Below are 16,984 nucleotides of genomic sequence, written 5' to 3'. Positions count from 1 at the left end.
GTTTTTTGTTGACCTGCAGCCTTATTAATCTAAGTTGTCAAACCACATCCTGACGAGATACTTGCCCGTCGTTATCGATTAGTAAATAGGCTAAACCACTCTCGCTTAACCATGCTTTGCCTTGCATTTGTTTGAGCATCGTAATTGTGGAATAACTGCCTGCCGCAATACTGAGCGGTGCCAACACGCTGACCGATTGCCAATAATTGACCGGGTAAGCAGAGTCGGGGTCGAGGATGTGGCAATAACGTATTCCATCGAGATCAAAGAAGCGTTCATAGTCGCCGCTGGTCGCAAGCGCACCACTACTGACTGGTATGGTAGCGATGATCTGATCGGACTTGCGCGGATTTTGTATACCAATTTGCCATGGGCGGCCATCGAGTTGCGGACCCAAAATACGTAAATCACCGCCCAGATCGATCAAGCCGTGACTGATACCTTCATTGAGTAATAATGCGGCTGCGCAATCTGCGGCGTATTCTTTACCATAGCCGCCAAAATCAATTTCCATTTCCGTTTCTGGTAAATAGACCGTGTCGCTAGTACGTTGGATTTTGTCCCACCCGATTTTGCCGCGTAGATGATCGAGCAATGCGGGTTCCGGTAACATCGCGTGTTTAAAATTCCAAGCCCTGCGTAAGATGCCTGAGCTGATATCAAATTTCCCATCGCTGGCACGAAACAAAACCTCGGCATAGTCCAGTAACTCGTTCGTTTCTTTATCGATTTTGACAGCGCCACGACCAGCTTGACCATTAATCTGACTGAGTATGCTGTCGTCGCGGTAGCGTGAATATTTAAGTTCGATGCGTCTGACTTCCTGAATTGCAATCTCCGCGATTTGCTCTGCCTCCTGCTGTGTATTAGCAGGCAAGCGACATTCGCATAGACTGCCCATGGCTAGAAATGGGATAGTAAAAATTGGCATGCGAAAGGCGACGGCGTAAACGATAAGCTTCTAATTGAACATCAATGCAGTTAAAAACGATAGCGTAGACCGACTTGCAAGATGCTGGCATCTAAGGGCGCTAGCTGTGGACGTCGATTCTTAAAGAAAGTCCAGTCACTGCGCTGGCGGTACTGCTCTAGGCTCGCGTCTATTTGCCAATGCTGATCTAACTGTTTGCTTAGCTTAACGCCAAAACTACGTCCACCAAACGCTGACATGCGCTGATCTTCACTGATAAATTGGGTACCGCCAATTTTGTAGCCAACGGGAATATATAAGATTGTATAAACCGGATCAAAGTAAAAATCAGCGGCGCTCTGTGAATACAGCCGTAACGTAGGTGTGATGGTCCAGCCAGCACTCAGGGTTTGCGCATAATCTATATTGATCGTATGTGAGCGTATACCAAAACTGTCCTGATAGTGGCGATAGTTTAATCGCAAGCTACCATCTGCTTCGGGAAAGTAATGATGATATTTTAGGTTCAATGCAGTTTGTTGACGTTCACGTGGCCGAATGTCGAGTGATTTATACGCATCGGAAAAATAACCATGCGCATTGGTATGCGTTAAGCTGATTTGTGCGATATCTTGCGGTGACAAAACCTGACTGACGCCAATTAAGAAATCACTGCCGCGTCTCTCTTCGTTAAGGCGTCGACCGGTCGCGGTGATTTTATCTTTGGCTGAGCCTAAGCCAAAATTCCAGGTCGTATTATTGTCATCGCTCGCGATGCTGGCATTGAGGGAAATCGCAGTGGAATCATAATCATGTTCAGTCGAGTAAGCGACGCCAGCCGAGAGTTTGACGCGTTCAAAATAGCGATGCAATTTAACATCGGCAGCACGGCGAGAGTCGCTCATCTTGGAGGCGCTGGAGATGACAGTGTGATAGCGAGGTGAAGCGCCAGATACCTGATCCGCCACTAAACCGGCGTCAATACTCCACACGCCAGCAATTGGTACGCTAAGCGCTATTGAAGGCGAATTAACGGTTAGACGATTTAAGCCGGGCTGACTATCTCGATAGCGCAGATATTTGCTACTAAACTCAGCCTTTTCTGGAGCATCTTCGGCTTGCGCTTGTGGCGAAATTAATGGCAACACCCCACTTAAACTGACTGCTGCCAGCAAGATGGAAGGGCCGAGCACAGTTTTTTTTGTTGGCAATGACGGTTCAATTTGCAGGGAATCGGAAACGTTGGAAGATGTGGTCATTGGTCTAGTCGTCAATCAATGTGAAGGGCTAAATATGTCTTGTTGTGGCAAAGAAGATTAATTACAGCCACAGCCACCACCGCCCACACTGCCGCTGCCCGTTGCGGCTTCTTTACTGGTGTAAATATGATCGGCGTTTTTCGCGCTGAGTCTATCGTGATCAAAGCGCATTTCTGCTTTTGCCAGATAGCCTTTTTCCCATGCTGCGACATTGCCAAGACTGCTGCAGGCGCTGTTACTCGCTGCCAGTATGATCAGGCAAGTAACATAGCTTAAGCGTTGCCATTTTCTTATGTGCACAGTGTGTATTTTCATCGTCAATCCTTATCTGCCAACGCAGCCTTAATTTTTGCTTCCAATATTTCCTGGTCAGCGACTTTAAAGCCTTTGTGTATAGAAATCAGTTTACCTTTGCGATCTATTAAGTAGCTGCTAGGCATGCCTTTGACACCATATTGTTGTGGTGTTTGTCCTGCGGGATCAAATAAAACCAGAAACTGCGCTGGATTTTTGCTGAGAAAAATTTGCGCATCGTCGATTTTCTTATCGAGATTGATAGCGATAATTTGTAAGCCCGCAGCCTGATATTTTTGCTGCAGGCTATTCATAAAGGGAAAAGACTGCAAGCAAGGTGCACACCATGATGCCCAGAAATCGACATAAACCAGCTTTCCCAGATGCTGTTTCAGGCTTTCTTTATTGCCAGTGCTCGTGCTTAATTCAAAAGCCAGTGACGTCGGAACTTGGGCATAAACGGACACAGGCAAAGTCAGCAACAGTGCAAGCATAAATTTTATTCGTAGCTGCATTATTTGGCACCATTCAAATACCAGGTTTGAATGGAGGCAATGTCAACAGCGCTTAATACACCATCTTGCGGCATAGAGCGCGTTACCACGGTCGAAATGTACAAAGGCCCAGCATTGCGCCTGATCAGATCGGCGGTATGTAAGGCAATGCCGCCTTCAGTTTTTTGCGCAGAATGGCAAGAAATACAGCGTGCGTTGACGATCGTTTGTACTTTTTCAAATTCAGAATTACTGATTCCGGCGGTTAAGTCGAACAAAATATCCGTAATCCCAATCTTGGCTTTGGCAGCGCTAATATCGGTCGGGGTTACCGCTTTCGCAATCTCCATACCTTTGCTGATCGACTCTTCAGGCGAGTTATAGTTAAGTCCTTGTTGAATTGCGAAGAAATTGCCGACCGCGACTTTATTGTCTAACAGTTGCGGCACCCAACCCCATTCGGCATTACCAGCGAATTCATGCGCTGCATTGAGCATGGTGGCGACCAAATTGCCTCTGCTAGAACGCTTTGATGCCAGCTCACCAGCCCAATAGGCAACATCGGCGTCTGGCGGTGCAGTCGCCCCGCTGCGCCCTAAAACATTTTTATAAATAATCCTGACGAATTCTTCGTTAGTCATACTTGCCGAGTAACCCGTGATACTGGTAAAGCCAACAGCCGCATCATAAAAATTGCTGGATAACTGATCGACCGTCATGCCAGCTTTGATTTTATCTATCCAAAAACTCATGCCATCTGCATCTGGAACCCGATTAAAAAAGGCGACATAGAGCTCGATCAAAGTCTTTAGATTGGCGGCAGTTATCGTTTTGGATTTATCTCCAACCGAAAAGTTGACGCTTAGATCGTTAAACTTAGCGCTGCTGGTGGCACTAATATTGACAGTGCCGCCACTACCTACATTGTCCTTGACGCTGAACCCTGTGGCGGTACGGGTAATCTTATAGTTATTCCGAACTGCGGCGAAGGTGGTGACATTGGCAGGCGCTGCAGAGAGCACCTGGGGTGGAGCCATTACTTTTTCGTTAGCCAAATCAGCATTGCCGCCACAAGCACTTAAGGCTGTGCCGACCAGACATAGCATCAATGGGGATAGCTGTTTTGTTGAGAATAATCGCATCATGTACCCCGGTCTTTAATGTAGGTTTTTAAAACTTTTGTATTCGATATGCGTGTTTTACGACCAAACGACTGCTGGAAATTAAAGGGTTGAGTCCTAACAGCAAACCTATCAAAACATGTTGTGGCAATAGCCAGATTTGTCCTTGAGGCGGATTGACTTGAGTGCAGGCAGTGATCAGCGGTGCTGCCCAAGAAGCTTCGTCAGTGACATCTAACAGAATATCCCCATCCGAATTGGTATGAAAGTAAATTTCACCGCCATGCAACAAATTGAGACAGATACCTTGGCCAGTAGTTGGTTTGTCTCCTATTAATTTTTGCAGCTCCTGATTATTTAATTCCATCCAGCCCTCAACTTCGGCGGGTGTTTCTAAAATTATCCATGGATGTTCGTGGGGAATGTCTCGCGCTTCGGGTGTGTTCATGAATTATCGAATTTGCTTGACTTGCAAGCCTTGTTGTTTCAATTGCGCAATGATACTGCGCTCGCCTGCCATATGACCAGCATTCAAAACAATGAACGCTTTTTTACCCTGTTGCATCAACTCACGAATTTTGTTCGCAATACCTTCATTCCTATCGTCCATTAGCGAATTCATAATTTTTTTAGAGCCCTCGTCTCTATTTCCAGCTTCCAAAAGAATTTTTTCAATGCCGTTGGCGTCTGCTTTGAGCCAGGCCTGATTCATCGATTGAAGCTGGCTTTTAAGTTCACCTTTTCGGAAGGAATCTAAGGTGTTTGCCAACAAGGCATTCCCTTCGTCATCATTTAAGCTGCCTAGGACATCGGCTTGAAATTCCAGTCCGTCTAGTTCTATTAAAGCTTTATTGTCTTTTTTTGCCGCATTTATAAAATGCAGGTCGATGCTTTGTGTCGGGTCAAAACCTAGTTGCATACTGACTTCAACGCTCAATCCCATCGCGACCATCACTGGTGTATAGGATTGAAATTGATCAACAGACTTACCAGCCATGGCTTTTAAGGTGCCCCAAACAGCCTGACTCACATGCTTCTCTAATTTGTCAGGGGCGCTATAGCTGAGCTTACTGGCGATCGCTTGCACGGCTGAGTCGCTGTTGCTATCGGCCTCTACCATGATGGTATCAGCCTGCGCGTAAGCTTTTTGTACTGGTACTGACATAGGATGGAAATCTTTTTTGGCAATATGAACCGAAGCAAATAGGTAGGCAATTGGCGGTTTCGCTTTGTTGTTGGTCTTTTCTATCGTTGCATCGTCTTGGTTCATCAAACGCACTTCATACAGCAGTCCTTTGACTTTACTGGTCATAGGCGGTTTCGCTGGTCCTTTGGTTTGTGCTAATGCGCCAGTCGATAAGCAGGCACACACTAAACTCAATGCACAAAAGCTCAAAATCTTGCTGGAAAAGTGCTTTGTTTTGGTTTTCATAATGAATTGGAAAGAATAGATATCGGGTGAATTGACGGGAATTGGTTTACTTGCTATCCGCCTCAGATTCGCTAATGAACGCCAAAATATACACTAATTTTTTTGCACCAAAAAAGCACAGCCCGACCAGCGCAAAGTTTGAGCCTCTCTGCGGCAGAACGATCTTATGCTGAGTAAAAGTTTCCTTGGGAAAACATACGCATAATTTAATGGAACTAATTGAGAGGAGATCAATCGAAAGCCCGCGCGACTCACCGTTGATGTGCTGTTTATTGGACAAATCGTTATGCGGTGAATAGCAAGAAGGAGTGCTACCATAAGTTGTTGGATTGTTGCTATGCAGTGTAGAAATTTTGTTTGAAAGCTGTGCAATACGTCGGTTTTCGCGTTTTTCCTCTTTACTGTTTAGGCATAAATCGCTATGTTACGCAGGTTTACAAAAATAGATCCTTCTCGATTGCTTTTGTTTGGTAAGAGTGGGAACAAGAAATTCAATTATTATATTTGCCTTAAGGAAATAATATGTCTTTTGAGCGTGTGGAGTTACCAGGTCAAATCTTGACCTCGGTGGAAATTATGGCCGTCAGAGCCAAGAAAAAGGGAAATATCAATTTAGGTATGCATCGCCTTCTGTCTATTATTGAGGAGGCGGTATGATTAATTGGCGCGTTAAATCACTAGACGCTATTTTGGCGACAGCAGAAAAAAAATCTCTGCATCGCACCTTAGGCGCATTTCAACTCACTATGCTTGGTATTGGTGCCATTATTGGTACCGGTATTTTTGTTTTGACTGCTGCTGCCGCACAAAAAGCCGGCCCTGGCATGATGTACTCCTTTATTATCGCGGGCTTCGTCTGCGCGGTTGCTGCACTTTGCTATTCTGAATTGGTTGCTATGGCACCAGTGTCTGGTTCTGCTTACACCTATACTTATGCCGTTATGGGGGAAGTGATGGCATGGACCGTCGGGTGGGCCTTGGTACTTGAATATGCCGTCGCCGCTGCCGCAGTTTGTGTAGGCTGGTCGGGGTACGTGATGGGCTTGATTCAAAAAGCGACGGGATTTGTTTTACCTGAAGCACTAAGCCATGGACCTGCCTGGTCGATTGTTGGTGGTATGCCTTCGGTTGATTTTAGTCATGGTGTTGTGAATGTGCCTGCTATCATCGTGGCTCTGGTTATTACGATGTTGCTAGTGAAGGGTACTAGCGAAAGTGCGAAAGTCAACTCTATATTAGTCGCAGTAAAAGTCACGGCATTGTCTGCTTTCATCGTGATCACATTGCCGATGATCAGTGGCGACAATTTCACACCTATGTTGCCAAATGGTTGGATCGGTACTCAAGGTAGTGGCGTTGGCGTTGTAGGTGCTGCCGCATCAATCTTCTTTGCCTATGTCGGTTTTGATGCGGTCTCTACTGCGGCCGAAGAAACCAAGAATCCGCAACGCAACGTTCCTATAGGTTTGATTGGTTCCTTAGGTATTTGCACGATCTTCTACATGTTAGTTGCTGCTGGTGTGGTCGGCTCTGTTGGTGCACAGCCTATTACATCCATCACTGGTGCTGTATTGTCACCAGACTCAGCTGAATTTGTTCTGCGTTGTAAAGAATTGGCAGCAGCTGGCAGTGCGCCTATCGTTTGTTCCCACGAAGCTTTAGCTGAAGTATTGAGCAAATTACACTACGATCAAATATCAAAATTAGTCGGCCTCGCAGCAAGTATCGCTTTACCAAGTGTTATTTTGATGATGATCTTCGGTCAAACACGTATTTTCTTCGTTATGGCACGTGATGGTCTGTTGCCAGAAAAATTGGCTGACATTCATCCTAAATGGAAAACACCATGGTTGATGACTATCGTTACTGGTATTTTTGTTGCGATCGCTGCAGCGTTCTTCCCAGTCGGTCAGTTAGCGGATATCTCTAATTCAGGTACGCTGTTTGCATTCTTCATGGTAGCGATTGCTGTTCTGGTCTTGCGCAAAACGGATCCTAACCGTGCCCGTCCATTTAAGACACCAGTAGTTTGGTTGGTAGCACCAATGGCGGCTGGTGGTTGTTTGTTCTTGTTCTTCAGTTTGCCGACCATCGCCCAATTGGTATTGCCAATCTGGGGTAGCGTGGGTATGGTGATCTACGTCTTGTACAGCCGCAAGCATTCCCATTTGGGTAAAGCCATTGCCGCACAAGAAGCTGCTAAGAAGTAAGCAATAGGAAATGATGAGTTCGAAGAACTGATTCTTTGAATTTGATAAAAGAAACGGCGCAATGTAAAAATTGCGCCGTTTCTTTTTTGCCCCTCATTATGTGTTACAACCAACCTTCATCACGTGCCATCCGAAATGCTTCAACACGGTTTTTGGCATTGAGTTTGCTGATAGCTTCAGAAAGATAATTACGCACCGTACCTTCGGATAAATGCATGATTTTGCTGATCTCGTTACTAGTCGAGCCCGTACCAGCCAGGCGCAAAACCTGACGTTCGCGTTCGCTTAGCGGGTCTTGTGGGCCACCCCAGCTTTCCATCGCCAACTCGGGCGCAATCGCTTTCCCACCGCCCTGAACAGTCCGTATCGCTTTCGCCAGATCTTCGGCAGGCGCGTCTTTCAGCATATAGCCTCGAACACCGCTCGCCATCGCACGCTTGAGAAAGCCGGCACGGGCAAAGGTCGTTAAGACGATGACTTTACTTGGCAGTTTTAGATGAGCGATTTCGGCAGCGAGTTCTAAGCCAGTCATGATCGGCATTTCAATATCGGTTACCACAACATCGGGCTGCAGTTGTTTGCAGAGCTCCAAGGCTTCTTTGCCATTTTTGGCTTGACCCAACACGTCGATATCGCCTTCCAATTTTAACAAAGCGACCAGTGCACCGGAGACCATCACTTGATCTTCCGCTAGAATAATTTTTATCATGTTCATTTCCTTATACTGCGCTAGCTTGATGGAGTGGTAAAGTAAATCGTATCGTCAGCCCGTCCTTGATTTCGACCTGTAGATCGCCATCTAGGGCACGTACCCTTTCGCTCATACCGATTAAGCCATTTCCTTTCTTAACTTCATCGCCCTTCTCTCTGCCGATAGAGCCATCATCGGCGATTTTCACCTGTATCGAATCGCTTTTGCCAAGGACAGAAAAATGACAATGCTTCGCATCCGAGTGACGAATAATATTGGTGACCGCTTCACGTAAGGCTAAAGCAATAATGTTCTCAACGGCAGCTGGTAAAACCGTTTCATCGATCTGACTCTCGAACTGCACACCCGCCGATTCCAAAGCATTTTGCGCGCCGCGTAACTCGTGCGCTAAACCAGTATCACGATAACCTAAGACCGCTTCGCGCACTTCACTCAAAGCTTGTCTGGCGGTCTGCTCGATATCTGCAATCTCTTTCTTGCAAGCCTCCGCATCGCGATCATATAGCTTACGGGCGAGTTCGGCTTTCAGGGCAATCACAGATAAAGTATGACCCAACAAATCATGTAAATCGCGGGCGATGCGTTCGCGTTCTGCCACGGACGCCAAATGCTCGATCTCTTCCTGTTTGCGAAATAGTTTGCTATTCGCACGCTGCAAACGTTCGCCGATAATCGCACCCAGAGCACTAGGAATACTAAAGATGACCGCTGGTATCCAAAAGTAGGTTTGTAGCTTTAGGAAGTAACTAATGACTGCCGTACCTGCCAGAACACAAAACAAACTCAAATAGGCATGGCGTTTTTCCTGAAAGCGCGAAGACATGGTTGCCGCAAAGATTACAAAACTCGAACCACCAAAATTGTAAGGTGCCCATGCGATACCAATCCCGGCCACCAGTGCGATACACACTGCAACCCGCCAACCCTTGCCCCAAAAACTATAAATGTAGAGAGGCAAAAATATCAAGATGCTGAGAACGATCAGCAACAGTTCGACAATGCTAGGTCGCACATAAAAGTAAGGCCAAGCAAAAATGCCGAAAGACAGCATCCAAAAAAACGGCGCCTTACCGTATTGCGGTGGAATCCAAGGTCTAGACCAAAGATCTTGAATTTTACTTTGCACAGACATCTTCTTTCCCCATTTTTGAAAGACCGAAACAAGATGTCGTTCCCATCTTGCTTCGATTTACAATTAACTTTTTTAAGTCTAACGAATTTCGTTTTACTCCTTGACCAGTCGCACGTCGACGATATCGAAAGCATAGTTTCCTGCAGCAGGCCCTGCATTAAAGCCCAGCATGGTGACAATACTTGCATCCATGCCTTTAAAACGGCTCAAAGGCAAACTCACTTCTGTCCATTCAGCTGGCGCGGTGAAGGGAACACTGACCGGAATAAAACTGCCTTGCATTGTAAAGCCGACTGTGTAGGTTTTACCATCACCTTTGACTTTAAATTTCAAAGTGTTCGCTGCGCTCAAATCCACTGCTTGCATAGGCTGCGTGGCAGGAAAAAAAGCCACACCAGCCCAAGGAAAAGCAAAGCCTGGATTCACAACAGCATCAATGTGCAAGGCATTTTGTGCGAATTCAGGAACCGCGTTAACCTTCAACTGCACGGTCGATTTACCGCCCATAGGCGCATCGTTGGAAGGCACCCAACCAAACCCAAAAGGGCTACCCAGTTTTTCTGCGCTAAATAAGCTGATGCGACCATCGCTTGGGATTTGTACGGCTACTGTTTTGTTGGTTTTTTCTTTGGCGACTTGCGCGAGTTTTTCAGTGCGCAATGGAGAAACTATTTCACCATCTTTCCAGATTTCGACTATGCGACGAGTCGCTGTGATATCGACACTAGGGTCACCATCGACCAACATTACATCGGCTTTAAGGCCATTGGCAATGCGGCCACGATCTTTCAATCGGAAAGCTTTTGCTGGTGCAGAGGTCGCCGCTTGTAGTGCTGCGCTAGGGCTCAAGCCCGCATTGACCAAGGATACTAATTCATGATGCAAACTGATCCCGTATTGCGTACCCGTGTTACCCGCATCGGTACCCGCTAATACTGGCACTTTGGCGGCATGCAAGGCGGCGGTCAAGGTGTTCGGTGCTGTCATCCAGGCCTTGTTTTCTTGTTTGCCGTACACTGAATTCAAAGGAATCAACTGGGTTTTGCCGAGCAAGTTTGTCATGCTCGCGTCACTCAACACATCTTGCGATTTCATTCCTGCCATACTCTCCAAAACACTGAAAGTCGGAATCACAAAACTACCGTTTTTCTTGGCTAGGCCAATGATTTCTTTGCTCTGCGCTTCACTGATGCTACTGCCCACATACAAATGCACGAGACCATCTGCACCTGCAGCCAAGGCTGCCTTTGCATCTTCGAAGGTGCCGATATGCACCACCGCCAGTTTTTTACGTGCATGGCTAGCTTTAATCAGCGCCTTAACGGTGTCCAAATCGAGAGAATTGAACTTGTAGCCTGCACCACCATGCTCCATCACGATCTTAATAAAATGCGAGCCTTCCGCGATGCGTTTGTCGACCCAAGCCTGCGCCTGCTCTGGTTTGGTCAAAGTTTCAACTTCCATGCCGTACTCGGTACCGTGACCGCCCGGAGCCGTTGCCAATACGCCGGCTGAAATCAGATCTGGATTTTGCTTATTCTTACCTTCTGCCATACGTTTGTTCATCTCACGCATCAAAGGTACAGCGGTGAACATATCGATTTGCGTCGTTACTCCAAATAACAAAGGCAAATCTTGATCTTGGTAAGCATGCACGTGGGCATCGATCAGGCCAGGTAATAAACTGCGTCCGCTGCCGTCGACAATAGTCATGGCAGGGGTAATGCTGCCCTTAAAGTTAGTATCAAGAATTTTGCCTTGATCAATTAAAACCTGACGTGGGCTCAGCATTTTTTCACCGTCAAAGACGCGCACGTTTTTGATCAGGGTCGCTGCGTCGACATGCAGGCTAAACAAGCAGGCAAGTGCGGTGCAGCCGATACGACTTGCTAACTTGACGGTTTTAGTTTGGGCAAAATGATTGAGGTTTTGGAATCGGGTCATCATGTTCTCCTTAAGTGAATGGTTGATGACGCTATTGTGCGCGGGCAGTCGCGGTTTTGTTAGAGCAATTTGACATGACTTTGGGATGACAAATGTCATGTCAAAGTGTTTCATGCCGCTTACTTCGGAGTACACTCGCTTGGCTTGTGTAGCTGCTAACTGGCTGTTAAGCTAGCCTGCCTGAGTTTGCGTCGGCTTCTTTTTTGAGCAATTGGCCCAGTTTAGATTTCTAACCGTAGAAAAGACATGTATAAAACAATCATGAGTACCGCGAAAATTTTAGCACTGAGTACACTGGGACCACTTGCTATGACCGCCATTGCACAAACGACGCCACTTCCTCCACCTTTTGATAATCACCCTTTAGTACAGAAATTTAAGCCATGCATCAGTCCAGTTGGCTTAACCCGTGAGCTACCGCTGGCTGACCCTATTCCTAAATTGGAAGCACCCGGGCGGATGTATACTTTGGGCGATATGGGGGCGATACGTGATGGCTATCGTCATTCTCTATACGTGAGCGCAGACGGCAAGCAAATTTATATTGTTCAAGTTGGCGGTTTCGCTGGTACGTATAAAGTTTTTGGACCGCTTGATCCAAGCATGGATTGTTCAAAGAAAGACTAGGGCGTGCGAATCAAGTAAGATAACGCATCCCGTCTATTTTTTGCTTGTTTATGAATGACTTTTCTTTGACTGAAACGCTTACAGTGCGTCGCGCACAGGCCGATGATGCATCTGCTTTGGCACAGTTAGCGCGCCAGACTTTTATCGACACTTACAGTGACTTGAATGACCCTGAAGATGTGCGCTTGCATTGCGAAAAGAATTTCAGTATTGCTCAACAAGCGGATGAAATTAATAATCCTGACTACGCTGTAATCCTTATTTGGCAACAGCAAGAGTTAATTGCTTTTGCCCAGGTCGTGCGACGTCCATTGCCAGATTCGGCAGAAGTGCAGGTTCAAGATGCGGTCGCCTTGTTTCGTTACTACGTTAACAAAGAATGGCATGGCAAAGGTGTCGCACAATTTTTGATGCAAGCCGCCGAACAAGCCGCCCGCGAATTCGCTGCCACGCATCTTTGGCTAGGCATGTGGGAACATAATGCACGCGCACTCGCCTTTTACCAAAAAGTAGGTTTCGCCCATGTCGGATGGATGGATTATCACTTCGGTAGCAAAGTCGAGCGCGACTATGTATTGCTTAAGCGCTTGTGAAGCCAAGGCCCATCGTGACCTTTTTTGTTTCATCGCTTTTGCATAGCTATTACCAAACTCGATGACTTTCATGTGCTCCAAAAAATGGAAACATAGTGCTCTGGATCGCCACTAAATATTTGCTGACCGCCGCAGTTGTTGACCTGATTTCTGAAATCGCGAAACGTAGTGATAAGCTGGGTGGTCTGATCGCAGCACTACCTATGGTCACCGTGTTAAGCATGATTTGGTTGTATCTGGAGAAGCAATCGAGCGAAAAAATTGCAAATCACGCTTGGTATACATTTTGGTATGTAATTCCAACGTTACCAATGTTTTTGATCTTCCCTTATCTTTTGCCACGCCTGGGATTTTGGCTAAGCTTGTTGCTCGTCTGCGTGATTACCTTAGTCTGTGTCCTGGTATTCGCTTATTTTCTCCGCCGCTTTGGGATTCATTTGTTGTAATGTTGCTGACGTTTCAACAGGTAACGACGCCAAAAAAATCACTTACAAGCTGATAAGTGGAAGACGTTCAATCACCGATAAATAGGAAGTAGCGCCTTCTAACAAGCTCGTAATGTTAGCACTAGGTTCAGACCACCTTTCCTCATAAATCACTTCACCCTCGTATCTCGGTGTGAACGGTAAAGTCTCTTGCGGTGGCGAAAAATCAGATTTTAAATCCTTTTTCAAACCACGTGGATCGATGTGATGCCAACCAAAGTCATGTAAGTACACGGCGTTCAGACCATGTAAATAAAAAGATGTCTTAGCCTCGCCAAAAGCAATTCTTTGATAAATCAAGGCCGTGGGAATGTCATTTGCCCGCAACAATGCGGCAAGCAAATGGCTTTTGGCAAAACAGAAACCCGTACCTTCTTTTAAGACATCGGATGCTTTGCAAGTCACTGGATTGAGCTGGTAGTCGAGACTATGCCGTATCTCGTCGCGTACGAATTCAAAACATGCCTTGACCAGGGCTAGTTCCGAATGATTTTCACGTCTCAACTGTGCAGCCTTTTGAAGAATCGATTCGGATTTCCAGTCTATGTATTTGCTTGATTCTAAAAATCTTTGCATGACGATGTTCTTGAATTCGTGAGTAAAGTGATATAGCAATTGGTGACTCGTTGGTGCATATTCGGCATGTTCTCATCTCCTTGGAAAGAGATCAATCCACGCCAATGACCTCGTGACCGCTGGAATTCGCCGAGTTGCGGATCAAACAATTTTGGTGATGAATAGAGGCCAAATATAGAGTTCACTCCAAACCTGTTCTTGATTATGGAAATAGGGAGTCTGCGCTCAAGACATATCTATTTCTTTATGACCACTTTATGCTTTTTAAAGTACCACAACATGACCGGAATTTCGATTGCTGTGTAAGTTGCCAAGGTAAACCAAAACCAATTTACTTCGATAATAAGCAAGTTAAATCGGTAATCACTACTCCAATAGTGATAGCCGACAATCGCCAATGCGATACTTGATGTGCCGATGTCGTATAAGGCAATCTTGTTGAAATCATTTCCTGCCAGTGTAGGATATACCGAGAGGTAAGCGACTAAGATGAGTGCAGTATTGAGTAAGACGATAGTTAGTTCAGCTTGTGGCATAAAAATTTAACAGTAATGAGAGACTTAGCATTGTGGACAATGGCATTTTCTTTTCAGCATCTATTTAGCACATCTGGTGCTAAAGTAAAAAGACAATTGGTAGCCTTATGGTTTGGTGTGAAGCAAGGATCTGATCTTGTCCCAAGCGGACGGAAAATTGTCCCAAATAGTATCAATCGTTCAGGAACTGCGCTAGTATCGCCGCGCGACAAAAAAGACTTTTAGAAAATTGGTGAACCAAAAATGCAAATGTACATCCGTCACTTTATGCTGATAGTCCTGTTAAGCGCAGTATCGTTTAACGCCATGTCACAAGAGCGCCTGCCCTGTCAGTGGGGCAATATTGATATCACCGATCCTGCATGTAAGCGCCCTCAGCTTATTTTGAAAAAGTACCGGAATGCGTCAACTTATACCGAGCATCAGTCGCTTTTGATTGACTTGAATCAATTGCGGAACGATGATTTTCAACGTCTGCGCGCGGCAAAGAAGACATCCGACTCATATGACCCATTTATCGATGAAGCTTTGATGGATTGGTTAGATTGGTATCAGATCGCCTTCAATGCACGTGAGGAGAACCGCCAACTGCTCGAGAGTGAAGTATGGCGCACCCTCATACAATTAGCCCATCGTGATCCTTATGCTGCGATCAAACGCTTGAATAAAGTCAGTCAATCCACAGTTGGGGATGACAAGGCCCTAAGCTTGTTGTTGACCGGCATGCTAACCAATCGCTTAAAGACCATGGCCGAGGCCGCCAATTACGCAGCATTTAATAGCAAGACAAATGACAGGAACGAAGAAAAAAGAGAGCAACGATTTGAAGAATTTATTCAAACGCATAAGCAAGAATTTAATATCGGTGAGCTTTGTTATGGCGCAAACTACAATGGTCGCCATTTTTCTGCTGTGGAGAAACAATTTCCACAATCCAAATATGCGCAGGCTGCGGCTTATTTGTCGATGATGCTCAATCCCTGTGGTGAGTGCGAAGGGGATTTCTCTTGCTATCTCAGTAAAGCATTAGGGCCCACTAAACAATTTTTATCGAAGTACCCACAATCCGAGCTCGTCCCGATAGTGATCAAGCGGGTGGATAACCGCCTCAGCGGTCAGTTCATCGTAAGAGACGCGTTAGGAGATTACCTGACTAAGAATGAACCACATCAAAGCCGCGATTTCGTGATGGGTGAATATAATCCGCTTGACGCTGCCAACGTTTTGATTGACTTCGAAAGGTCTTTAAATCGTGTCGAGCCGTCGGCGATTATTAGTACGAAATATTTGCTAGGTGACCTATACGTCAAACTAGAACAAATGGGCAACGCCAAACGCATCCTCAATTGGTTGTCCGAGCACGCACCCAATTCACCAGAAGTGAGCAAGTTGAGTTTGTCATTGACTAACCCGGCCGAGCAAAAACGAATCACAGACGCGAAGTTGTTCGCAGATCGCAAAAAGAAACTCTCGCAAACCTATTGGTTGCAGGAGTGTGAACTAGATAAGCTTTGGTTAGGCCAGGAAGGCATCGATTGCCAACAAGGTAGACTGTCGAATCGCTAACTGAATCGACCACTTAGCCAGCGCTTTAGCGTATGCACCTAGGTCGTCTCGATAATGATCAACAAAATCTAAAAATCAATTAAACTTAAGCATCTTATTTTTTTCATTAGCGATGAACATCATTCTCCGACACACCCTATTTCTCATTGCTGCTTCTGCATCAATTATCAGCAGCGCTAGTTTCGCCGCAACCACCTTGCAAGAACATCGCATAAAAATCGACGGCCAGCAGCGGCGTTACTATCACCTGAGCAATCCTGCCGCGACTCAAACAGGCACACCCATATTCTTAATTAATGGCTCCGGTTGCGATGATTTTGCTACGCGTCTGTCACGTTTTTTTGAGCGTTACGGTGATGACGTCAATGTTTATTATCTAGAGAAAGTGGGTGTGCAAAAAAGCAGTTCTGGCGACAAGTGCTCAACGCAATTCAATGCCGCTGATCTTTTTGAGAAACGTCGTGTTGATCATGTGAAATTTCTTGAAGTCGAACCGACCCTAAGAAAAATGCCAGCCCGCTCTATTGCGGTACTGGGTTTTTCCGAAGGTGGTGCGTTCGCGCCCTACTTGGCAAGAGACAGCAAAAAAATCGGCTGGTTAGCGACGGCTGGTAGTGGCGGACTGCCACAAAGTGAGGAATTTTTGATCTTTGCCGCGCGAGGTGTCGCCCCCTATGCCAATCCTTTTTCACGCGACTATTTTTTACACATGTACGAAGAAATTAAGCGCGACAGTAAAAACTTAAAGAAGGACTTCTTTGGTCATACCTATGCTTATTGGTCAGCCAGACTTTTTACTGATCCACTCAAAGTGTATGCCAGCTTAGACATTCCCATGGTCGCGGCGATGGGTGAGAAAGACGAAAGTGTACCGATAGAATCAGGGCACGCACTACGTGATTATTTCCGCCAATACCCTCAGAAAAAATTCCAATTTGTCGAATTCCCTGGTGCAAGTCATGGCCTAAGTACACCGGACAATAATGGTGCTCAACTATTTATCGCTCAACTGGCCGCTTGGTTTAAAGACGAAAAAATAGTCTTTCAAACCAAGTAAAATACCTTCGTTCCCAACGCGATATATCACTTTCTC

Annotated in this window: 18 protein-coding genes; 6 read left to right on the top strand and 12 right to left on the bottom strand. The window is 45.9% G+C overall.

What is annotated here, in order from left to right; translation table 11 throughout:
• Positions 1-37 precede the first annotated feature (37 nt).
• Genes ACO0KZ_RS04735 through ACO0KZ_RS04705 form a run of 7 tightly spaced genes read right to left on the bottom strand, consistent with a single transcriptional unit; the run spans position 38 to position 5,510 of the window.
• Entirely contained in the window at positions 38-931 is an 894-nt protein-coding gene (locus ACO0KZ_RS04735; protein WP_422993266.1) for an FAD:protein FMN transferase, read from the bottom strand.
• Positions 932-981: 50 nt separating this feature from the next.
• Complete coding sequence (locus ACO0KZ_RS04730) at positions 982-2,169, bottom strand: DUF3570 domain-containing protein (RefSeq protein ID WP_422993264.1); 1,188 nt, start codon at positions 2,167-2,169, stop codon at positions 982-984.
• 57 nt (positions 2,170-2,226) lie between these two features.
• Positions 2,227-2,484: a DUF4266 domain-containing protein gene (locus ACO0KZ_RS04725; RefSeq protein ID WP_422993263.1), complete on the bottom strand. Its 258-nt coding sequence runs from the start codon at positions 2,482-2,484 to the stop codon at positions 2,227-2,229.
• Positions 2,485-2,486: 2 nt separating this feature from the next.
• Positions 2,487-2,957 carry a TlpA family protein disulfide reductase gene (locus tag ACO0KZ_RS04720; RefSeq protein ID WP_422993261.1) on the bottom strand — a complete coding sequence of 157 codons (471 nt, stop codon included), beginning with the start codon at positions 2,955-2,957 and terminating at the stop codon, positions 2,487-2,489.
• Positions 2,958-2,977: 20 nt separating this feature from the next.
• The gene (locus ACO0KZ_RS04715; RefSeq protein ID WP_422993259.1) at positions 2,978-4,102 is read right to left on the bottom strand and encodes a DUF4214 domain-containing protein; all 1,125 of its coding nucleotides are present in this window, start codon (positions 4,100-4,102) and stop codon (positions 2,978-2,980) included.
• A 25-nt stretch (positions 4,103-4,127) separates the two neighbouring features.
• A complete protein-coding gene (locus ACO0KZ_RS04710) occupies positions 4,128-4,526 on the bottom strand; it encodes a hypothetical protein (RefSeq protein ID WP_422993257.1) in 399 nt (132 codons plus the stop codon).
• A 3-nt stretch (positions 4,527-4,529) separates the two neighbouring features.
• Positions 4,530-5,510: a TraB/GumN family protein gene (locus tag ACO0KZ_RS04705; protein WP_422993255.1), complete on the bottom strand. Its 981-nt coding sequence runs from the start codon at positions 5,508-5,510 to the stop codon at positions 4,530-4,532.
• A gap of 653 nt (positions 5,511-6,163) precedes the next feature.
• Here ACO0KZ_RS04705 and ACO0KZ_RS04700 point away from each other — a divergent pair.
• Positions 6,164-7,720 carry an amino acid permease gene (locus ACO0KZ_RS04700; protein WP_422993253.1) on the top strand — a complete coding sequence of 519 codons (1,557 nt, stop codon included), beginning with the start codon at positions 6,164-6,166 and terminating at the stop codon, positions 7,718-7,720.
• 103 nt (positions 7,721-7,823) lie between these two features.
• On the opposite strand, the gene ACO0KZ_RS04695 is transcribed toward ACO0KZ_RS04700, so the two are convergent.
• From ACO0KZ_RS04695 to ACO0KZ_RS04685, 3 genes are all read right to left on the bottom strand, one after another.
• Positions 7,824-8,429, bottom strand: a complete 606-nt coding sequence (locus tag ACO0KZ_RS04695; protein ID WP_422993251.1) for a response regulator transcription factor — start codon at positions 8,427-8,429, stop codon at positions 7,824-7,826.
• Positions 8,430-8,439: 10 nt separating this feature from the next.
• Positions 8,440-9,558, bottom strand: a complete 1,119-nt coding sequence (locus ACO0KZ_RS04690; RefSeq protein ID WP_422993249.1) for a sensor histidine kinase — start codon at positions 9,556-9,558, stop codon at positions 8,440-8,442.
• Positions 9,559-9,657: 99 nt separating this feature from the next.
• Positions 9,658-11,511: a CIA30 family protein gene (locus ACO0KZ_RS04685; protein ID WP_422993247.1), complete on the bottom strand. Its 1,854-nt coding sequence runs from the start codon at positions 11,509-11,511 to the stop codon at positions 9,658-9,660.
• 243 nt (positions 11,512-11,754) lie between these two features.
• Here ACO0KZ_RS04685 and ACO0KZ_RS04680 point away from each other — a divergent pair, with 243 nt between their 5' ends.
• From ACO0KZ_RS04680 to ACO0KZ_RS04670, 3 genes are all read left to right on the top strand, one after another.
• Positions 11,755-12,135, top strand: coding sequence for a hypothetical protein (locus ACO0KZ_RS04680; RefSeq protein WP_422993245.1), 381 nt, complete (start codon positions 11,755-11,757; stop codon positions 12,133-12,135).
• A gap of 50 nt (positions 12,136-12,185) precedes the next feature.
• Positions 12,186-12,728 (top strand): GNAT family N-acetyltransferase, encoded by a 543-nt coding sequence (locus tag ACO0KZ_RS04675; RefSeq protein WP_422993243.1) that lies wholly within the window; start codon positions 12,186-12,188, stop codon positions 12,726-12,728.
• Between the two features lie 95 nt (positions 12,729-12,823).
• Positions 12,824-13,174 carry a DUF3147 family protein gene (locus ACO0KZ_RS04670; protein ID WP_422993241.1) on the top strand — a complete coding sequence of 117 codons (351 nt, stop codon included), beginning with the start codon at positions 12,824-12,826 and terminating at the stop codon, positions 13,172-13,174.
• A 42-nt stretch (positions 13,175-13,216) separates the two neighbouring features.
• Here ACO0KZ_RS04670 and ACO0KZ_RS04665 read toward each other — a convergent pair whose 3' ends face one another.
• Together ACO0KZ_RS04665 and ACO0KZ_RS04660 are read right to left on the bottom strand one after the other, a co-directional pair.
• Positions 13,217-13,789, bottom strand: a complete 573-nt coding sequence (locus ACO0KZ_RS04665; protein WP_422993239.1) for a transglutaminase-like domain-containing protein — start codon at positions 13,787-13,789, stop codon at positions 13,217-13,219.
• A gap of 236 nt (positions 13,790-14,025) precedes the next feature.
• Complete coding sequence (locus ACO0KZ_RS04660; protein ID WP_422993237.1) at positions 14,026-14,325, bottom strand: hypothetical protein; 300 nt, start codon at positions 14,323-14,325, stop codon at positions 14,026-14,028.
• Positions 14,326-14,568: 243 nt separating this feature from the next.
• Here ACO0KZ_RS04660 and ACO0KZ_RS04655 point away from each other — a divergent pair, with 243 nt between their 5' ends.
• Positions 14,569-15,891 (top strand): hypothetical protein, encoded by a 1,323-nt coding sequence (locus ACO0KZ_RS04655; RefSeq protein WP_422993235.1) that lies wholly within the window; start codon positions 14,569-14,571, stop codon positions 15,889-15,891.
• Positions 15,892-16,003: 112 nt separating this feature from the next.
• Positions 16,004-16,948: a dienelactone hydrolase family protein gene (locus tag ACO0KZ_RS04650; protein ID WP_422993233.1), complete on the top strand. Its 945-nt coding sequence runs from the start codon at positions 16,004-16,006 to the stop codon at positions 16,946-16,948.
• Positions 16,949-16,984 lie beyond the last annotated feature (36 nt).

The organism is Undibacterium sp. Di24W (assembly GCF_049340325.1).
In the GTDB taxonomy this organism is placed as follows: Bacteria; Pseudomonadota; Gammaproteobacteria; order Burkholderiales; family Burkholderiaceae_D; genus Undibacterium.
This window is presented reverse-complemented; position numbering and strand designations above follow the sequence as displayed.